The organism is Klebsiella sp. GG_Kp173 (assembly GCF_040062415.1).
GTDB classification, from domain to species: Bacteria; Pseudomonadota; Gammaproteobacteria; order Enterobacterales; family Enterobacteriaceae; genus Klebsiella; species Klebsiella quasipneumoniae.
The window spans coordinates 55,782-62,472 of record NZ_JBEAFZ010000027.1; the positions used below are offsets into that span (position 1 = coordinate 55,782).

Here is a 6,691-nt window from a genome sequence, read left to right on the forward strand (position 1 = left end):
ATGCCAACCCATACCCGTATTCGCATGTTTAACACCAAAGAGACCTACCCGAACCAGGCGCTGAACAACGATCTGTGCCAGGCGGTGCGGGCCGGGAATACCGTCTACGTTCGCGGCCAGGTCGGCACCGATTTCGCCGGCAACCTGATCGGCCTCGGCGACCCGCGAGCCCAGGCGGAACAGGCGATGAAGAATGTCGAGCAGCTGCTGAAAGAGGCCGGCAGCGATCTCTCGCATATCGTCAAGACCACCACTTATCTGATCGACCCCCGCTATCGCGAGCCGGTCTATCAGGAGGTGGGAAAATGGTTGAAAGGGGTCTTTCCCATCTCCACCGGGGTGGTGGTGTCGGCCCTGGCGCAGCCGCAGTGGCTGATGGAGATTGACGTCACGGCGGTGATCCCTGACGACTGGCAGGGGGAGGCAGCAGAATGACCCTTTCCCTTACCGCCCGCTGCCCGGAAACGGGTCAGTTGGGCATTGCCATTAGTTCATCGAGCATGGCCGTCGGGTCGCGCTGTCCGTGGCTGCTGCCCGGCGTGGGGGCGGTTTCCAGCCAGAACATTACCCTGCCGTCGCTGGGGCCGCAGATCCTCAGCGCGCTCGAAGCGGGGGCCAGCGTTGAGCAGGCCCTGAAGCAGGCGCTGGCGGAGGATCGCTTCCGCGAATATCGCCAGGTCGCGGCGATTGACGCCAACGGCGACACGGCGGTGTTCAGCGGGGAGTTCACCCTCGGGATCGGCGGCGCCCTGGCGGGGGATAACTGCGTGGCGGCGGGCAACATGCTGGCCAGTCAGGGGGTGATCGCCGCGATGGTGGGCGCCTTTGAGGCCGCCACCGGTGAGCTGACCAGCCGGCTGCTGGTCGGGCTGCGCGCCGGGATCGTCGCCGGGGGCGAGGCCGGGCCGGTCCACTCGGCGGCGGTGAAGGTGGTGGACGATTACCCGTGGCCGGTGGTCGACCTGCGCATTGACTGGACGGAAGCGGATCCGTTGGCGGCCCTTGAGCAGCTGTGGCTGGCGTGGGAGCCGCAAATGGAGGCCTATATTACCCGGGCGCTCGACCCGCGCGAGGCGCCGGCCTATGGCGTGCCTGGCGATGAATAACACGCCGGGAGCGATCCTTGCCGCGCTGCTGGCCTTTGATACCACCAGCCGCCATTCGAACCTGGCGATGATCGACTGGATCGCCGATTTTCTCGCCGCCCGCGGCGTGGCGTCCCGCCGCTTTTATGACCCGTCGGGGGGAAAGGCCAATCTCTACGCCCGGCTGGGGCCGTCCGGCGGCGGCGGGGTGATGCTCTCGGGCCATACCGACGTGGTCCCGGTGGACGGGCAGGACTGGAGCGTGCCGCCGTTCAGCCTGACCGAGCGCGATGGCCGCTACTACGGCCGCGGCAGCGCCGATATGAAGGGCTTTCTCGCCTGCGTGCTGGCGGCGGTTGATGACTTTCTGGCGGCGCCGCTGCGGATGCCGCTGCATCTGGCCTTCTCCTATGACGAAGAGGTCGGCTGTCTCGGCGTGCGCAGCCTGGTGGAATTTCTGCAGGCCTCGCCGGAGAAACCGGCGCTGTGCCTCATCGGCGAGCCGACGGAGATGCAGCCGGTGTTCGGTCATAAAGGCAAACTGGCCATGCGCTGCTGCATTGAGGGCCAGGCCTGCCATTCGGCCTATGCCCCGCAGGGGGTGAACGCCATCCGCTACGCGGCCAGGCTGATCAACCGCCTGGATCGGCTGGGCGCGCGTCTGGCCCGGCAGCAGGACAGCCGCTTTTCGCCGCCTTTCAGCACCCTGCAGGTGGGCACCATTCAGGGCGGCGCCGCGCTGAACATCGTTCCGCAGTCCTGTCGCTTTGATTTTGAAATCCGCTACCTGCCGGGGATGCGTCCCGAAACGGTTACCGAAGCGCTGGCGGCCTACGCCCGCCGCCGGCTGCTGCCGGAGATGCGCCGGGTCGGCGGCGGAAGCGACATCCAGTTTCAGCTGTTGAGCCACTACCCGCCGCTGCTCAGCGATCCACAGTCCGACTTTGCCCGCTGGCTGGCGCAGTGGTGCGGCAGCCAGCGGTTTTCCACCGTGGCGTTCGGCACCGAAGGGGGGCTGTTCGACGAGATGGGCGTCGCGACCCTGGTCTGCGGGCCGGGCAGCATGGCCCAGGGCCATAAGGCCGATGAGTACATCAGTATCGACCAGACCGAACGCTGCATGGCGATGCTGGGCCAGCTTTGCGCGTGGATGCGCGCCGAGCCCGCAGAACCGCTTACCTGATCCACCCACACAGGAACCCAAGCGATGCACAACCAACACTCTCACCATATCGATCAAGCGACAGTCGACCGCTGGCAGGCGGATGGCGTGGTATTACTGAAGGGCGTTTTTACCCCCTGGGTTGAGCGCCTCGCCGAGGGGGTCACGGCGCTGATGGCCAGCCCCAGCGAATATGGTCATGCGCGCACGGTGATCCCCAAAGATGGTTCGCCGCCTTTTTTTCAGGATTACTGCAACTGGTCGCGGATCCCGGCGTTTAGCGAGTTTGTTTTCCAGTCGGCCGCCGCCGAAATCGCCGCGGCGCTGATGCAGTCGCAGACGGCGAAATTTTTCCATGAGCATACGCTGGTCAAACCCGCTGGGGGCAGCACGGTCACCCCCTGGCATCATGACCAGCCTTACTATTGCGTCTCCGGCCGACAGAACGTCAGCTTCTGGATCCCGCTGGACCCGGTAGCAGAGGCCACCTCGCTGCGCTGCATTCGCGGGTCGCATCGCTGGGAGGCGGAGTACAGTCCCACCCGCTTCAATGGCACCAGGCTCTACGAGCACACCCGGTTCAGCGCGCTGCCAGATATCGACGCCCATGAGGACGAGTACGATATCGTCAGCTGGGCGCTGGAGCCGGGGGATGCGGTGGCCTTTCATTTTCGCACCGTCCATGGCGCCCGCGGCAACCCTGGAGCGCGGGCGCGACGGGTCTTCTCCGCCCGCTGGGTGGGGGATGACGCCGCCTTTGCCGACCGCGGCGGCGTGACGTCGCCGCCGTTCCCCGAGCTGACCCTGCGGGACGGCGACCCGCTGGATTCTCCACTGTTCCCCCAGGTCTGGCCACCAGCGTAAGCGGCTTCGGACGGGATCTGCTATGATCCCGTCTTTCGTTGTCTGGAGCCAGTCGATGTTCAACGACGCCATTGTTTATGACCGCTACGGGCCGCCGGCCGCGGTGCTAACGCTGAAACGCGCCCCGCTGGCGCCGCTGGCCGGTGGACGGGTGCGGGTCAGGATGCGCTATGCCCCGGTGAATCCTTCAGATCTGATCCCCATCACCGGCGCCTATCGCCACCGTACCCGACTGCCGGCCGTCCCCGGCTACGAAGGCCTTGGCGAGGTGGTCGCCGCGCCATTCGGCAGCCGGCTGACCGCGGGCCAGCGGGTGCTGCCCCTGCGCGGGGGCGGCACCTGGCAACGGTTTATCGATCTCGATGAGACCTGGCTGGTGCCGGTTCCCCCGGCGGTGGACGATCTGCTGGCCGCCCGCGGGTATATCAATCCGCTGACTGCGATGCTGATGCTCAGTCGCTGGCCGGTTGCCGGGAAACAGATCGTGCTGACCGCCGCCGCCTCCTCCTGCGCCAGCCTGCTGGGGCAGTGGGCGCTGGCCATGGGCGCCCGTTCGGTAAGCGGGATTATTCGCTCGCCGCAGCATCGGGCGCGTCTGGAGCAGGCCGGGATCTATCCGATCCTCGACGCCGACCGGGCGCTGGTGGAGAAGGTCAGCCAGCACAGCGATCTGGTGTTTGACGCGGTGGGCGGGGAGCTGGGGAACACGCTGTTGTCGGTGCTGCCCGCGTCGTCGACCCTGGTCTCCTACGGCTTATTATCCGGGCGGCCGTTGATCCAGACGCGCGCCAGCGCGGCGGTGCGCAAGTTTCATCTGCGGGAGGCGCTGCCTGGCCTCAGCGTGGCGGCATGGAGCGCGGCGTTCGATGAGATCTGGCAGCGGCTACCGACGACTACGCAACCGCCGGCCCAGCGGGTGGCGTTGAACGACTGGCGCGAGGCGATTGCCGCCGCCGGCCAGCCGGGAAGAGGCGGTAAAATCCTGCTCGATTTCACCGTGGGTTAAGATTACTGTTTCTTCTCGCCGAGGGTCGGCGTTTCGTCAAAGAAGTTCCATGGCTTCAGCAGGGCGTGCGCCCACTCGGTCGGCATGATCGGCCACTCTTCGGCGCGCGCCACGTGGGTGGTGCCGGTGGTGATCCACACGACGTCGTCGTGGTTTGTCAGCGACTCATCGTCCTTCGCGTACTGGCCCAGGCCGGTATCGTGGGCGGAACGGTTAGGGTATTTGCCTTCCGGATAACGCTCTGTCGGGTGGTAACGCGTCACCCACAGCTGTTTATCCATAAAGCTCAGACGATGGTAGATCCACTCGTCGGGGGCGAACTTAGCGCCGGTCGCCGCCGGATGGGTGCCCCCAGCGTAAGGGATGATCTGGTAAGAGACGGGGTTACCCATGCGGTTCTCTTTGCTGGTGTTGCTCAGCAGGCGAATCGTACCCGGGTCGAATTTCTGCGCCGCTTTCTGTTCGCTGTCAATCGTGTACTGATTCACCTGCATGGTGCTGGTGCGCGGGCCGCCGGCGGTGTTGGGCTTCACCTCCGGGTCCATCGCCACCAGGGTGTTGTTTTCGCCGTCCACGTCGAGGTCGAGGCGGAAGTTATAGATATGCTGGTGGGTGGTGCCGACAATATTATGGTCGATCAGCGTTCCGTAGCGGGTATCTTCTTTGGCGCTCGGGTCGTGCATGGTCTTCGCCAGCACGCCTTTCACCGCCTCAATCCCGGTGGCGCCGGCGTCGATGCCGATGGTGCCGTTGTCGTGGAACACCCAGTCAAAGATATAGTCGTAGTTGCCGACGGTGCTGATCCAGCGCACCACCAGCTCCCGGCGCTCGGTACTGACGTTGGGCTTGCCCATCTCCAGGTGCTTATATTCCGGCCCGGCGTAGCGCTCGAATATGGCGACGGCGTGCGGGATGGTGGTCGGCGCGCCGGTGTAGTCGGCGATGGTTTCATCCAGCAGCACCGCATTCGACGGCGCGTCTTTGCCGCGTACAATCGGCGAGGTCAGGGTGCCCATGCCGTAATCGCCGGAGTCCAGATAGGCTTTGAAATACCAGCCGACGTCCGGGTCACCGTAGGGGACGATCATCCCGCCGAGGGAACCTTCATACATTACCTGGCGTTTTTTGCCGTTATCGTTGTAGGTCACCGTCGAGAGGATTGGCCCGACGCGCGAGTTAAGACGCAGATGGAAATCCCAGTTCCGCCAGTGAATGGTATCCCCGGTAATGGTATAGTTTTTGCCTTCCGGTTCAGTAATATCCAGCGGTTTCACCGCCGGGGCGTTGCGGTCGCGGCCATCGTACGGACGCGGTTCCATCGGCACCGGAATCACCGGGCCTTCCTCGATTTTGATGATTTTCTTTGCTTCCAGGTCGACCACCGCCACCAGGTTTTCAATCGGGTGCGCCCAGTAGTTGCCGTCGCCGGTATCGAGATAGCTGACCACCTTCAGCAGACGCGCATCCTGCTGCAGGCCATCTTTGCCATCGAAGTAGCCGACGGTGAGCGGGGTGGTGACCACCTTGCCAGGATCGGTAATACCGTGTTTTTTCAGCACCGCCGCGAATTCGCTGCTGGCGTTGATGATGTTCTGCACGCTGGCGAAATCATCGAGCAGCACCATGCCGTGGGCCCCTTTGATCGGCGTCCATGAGAGGATTTTTTTGTTTTGCAGATCGACCACCGCCTCCATCACCTGTTTGCCATCCAGCATCACCACATCGGCAGTGCGTGGCGCATCCACCGGCGTGCCCTGCAGGGCAAAGGCCCATACCGCGGCTTTATCCGGCTCGTGCAGGGAAATTTCGGTAAAGCGGGTATTGGGCTGGAATTCCGGCGCGGCTTTGACAATGGTCACCGCTTCGCTGATTTCCGCCGCCGAGAGCGAGTTTAACGGGTGAGGGCGCTTTTCCACCTGGAAGGTCTGATCGAGACCCGACTGGAACACGTCGTTGATAAAGGTATCGGAGACCCAGGCTTTACCTTCCTTCATCACCACCGGCACCGGCAGATCAAGGGGTTTACCGTTGACGATCGCGGTTTTGGCGCCCGGCTTCACTTTGACGTAAGCGCCGTCTTTTATCAGGGTAAACATTTGCGCATAGTCATCCCACTGCACGTCAGCGCCGAACGCCTCCAGCGTTTTATCCAGTGGCACCATGTGCGCTTCGCCGCCGTGGGCGAAGACCGGGGATTGCCAGGCGCAAACCACCGCCACGGCCAGCGCCAGCGCGGTTTTACGAGGAGAAAATTTCAAGCCGTATGCCATTGTGACCTCATCTTATTGTTGTGTTGTCTTATGCCGCTGCGAATGTCGGCTTTGTCACCCTTAAGCTACCAGCCCGCAGCGCCGTAGCGTTTGTTTGCTCTTGCCAGGTTATTTGTCAGTTTTGCCAGAGGGACGTAAAAAATGCCTCCGCAGAGGCATTGAACATGTGCGCCGATTTTTTTGCCGGGCGGCGGCTGCGCCTTACCCGGCCTACAGTCCCAAATCACTGCTGGCGCTAGCGCTGGGGCCGCTGAAACTGCCGGTGCTGGCGGCCTCAAAATCGCTGAGACGTTCCCGGCAGGCC

At 63.7% G+C, this 6,691-nt stretch carries 6 protein-coding genes; 5 read left to right on the forward strand and 1 reads right to left on the reverse strand.

Annotated features, from left to right (window positions below):
- The 5 genes from ABLU50_RS14380 to ABLU50_RS14400 are packed head-to-tail and all read left to right on the forward strand — an operon-like array spanning position 1 to position 4,117.
- Positions 1 to 435 carry a RidA family protein gene (locus ABLU50_RS14380; protein ID WP_004190423.1) on the forward strand — a complete coding sequence of 145 codons (435 nt, stop codon included), beginning with the start codon at positions 1 to 3 and terminating at the stop codon, positions 433 to 435.
- Entirely contained in the window at positions 432 to 1,106 is a 675-nt protein-coding gene (locus ABLU50_RS14385) for a DUF1028 domain-containing protein (RefSeq protein ID WP_053810459.1), read from the forward strand. Before ABLU50_RS14380 ends, ABLU50_RS14385 begins: the two co-directional genes overlap by 4 nt.
- Entirely contained in the window at positions 1,099 to 2,268 is a 1,170-nt protein-coding gene (gene argE / locus ABLU50_RS14390; RefSeq protein WP_087832842.1) for an acetylornithine deacetylase, read from the forward strand. The genes ABLU50_RS14385 and argE overlap by 8 nt, the downstream gene beginning before the upstream one ends.
- Before the next feature lie 24 nt (positions 2,269 to 2,292).
- On the forward strand, positions 2,293 to 3,111 hold the full coding sequence (locus ABLU50_RS14395; RefSeq protein ID WP_004204030.1) for a phytanoyl-CoA dioxygenase family protein: 819 nt from the start codon (positions 2,293 to 2,295) through the stop codon (positions 3,109 to 3,111).
- 22 nt (positions 3,112 to 3,133) lie between these two features.
- Positions 3,134 to 4,117 (forward strand): zinc-dependent alcohol dehydrogenase family protein, encoded by a 984-nt coding sequence (locus tag ABLU50_RS14400; RefSeq protein ID WP_162922367.1) that lies wholly within the window; start codon positions 3,134 to 3,136, stop codon positions 4,115 to 4,117.
- 2 nt (positions 4,118 to 4,119) lie between these two features.
- On the opposite strand, the gene tynA is transcribed toward ABLU50_RS14400, so the two are convergent.
- The gene (tynA, locus tag ABLU50_RS14405) at positions 4,120 to 6,387 is read right to left on the reverse strand and encodes a primary-amine oxidase (protein WP_087832843.1); all 2,268 of its coding nucleotides are present in this window, start codon (positions 6,385 to 6,387) and stop codon (positions 4,120 to 4,122) included.
- Positions 6,388 to 6,691: the final 304 nt, after the last annotated feature.

Bases quoted from the DNA above. Each gene is read 5' to 3' on its own strand.
- ABLU50_RS14380 (WP_004190423.1), top strand. From the start codon at position 1: ATGCCAACCCATACCCGTATTCGCATGTTTAACACCAAAGAGACCTAC.
- ABLU50_RS14385 (WP_053810459.1), top strand. From the start codon at position 432: ATGACCCTTTCCCTTACCGCCCGCTGCCCGGAAACGGGTCAGTTGGGC.
- argE (WP_087832842.1), top strand. From the start codon at position 1,099: ATGAATAACACGCCGGGAGCGATCCTTGCCGCGCTGCTGGCCTTTGAT.
- ABLU50_RS14395 (WP_004204030.1), top strand. From the start codon at position 2,293: ATGCACAACCAACACTCTCACCATATCGATCAAGCGACAGTCGACCGC.
- ABLU50_RS14400 (WP_162922367.1), top strand. From the start codon at position 3,134: ATGATCCCGTCTTTCGTTGTCTGGAGCCAGTCGATGTTCAACGACGCC.
- tynA (WP_087832843.1), bottom strand. From the start codon at position 6,387: ATGGCATACGGCTTGAAATTTTCTCCTCGTAAAACCGCGCTGGCGCTG.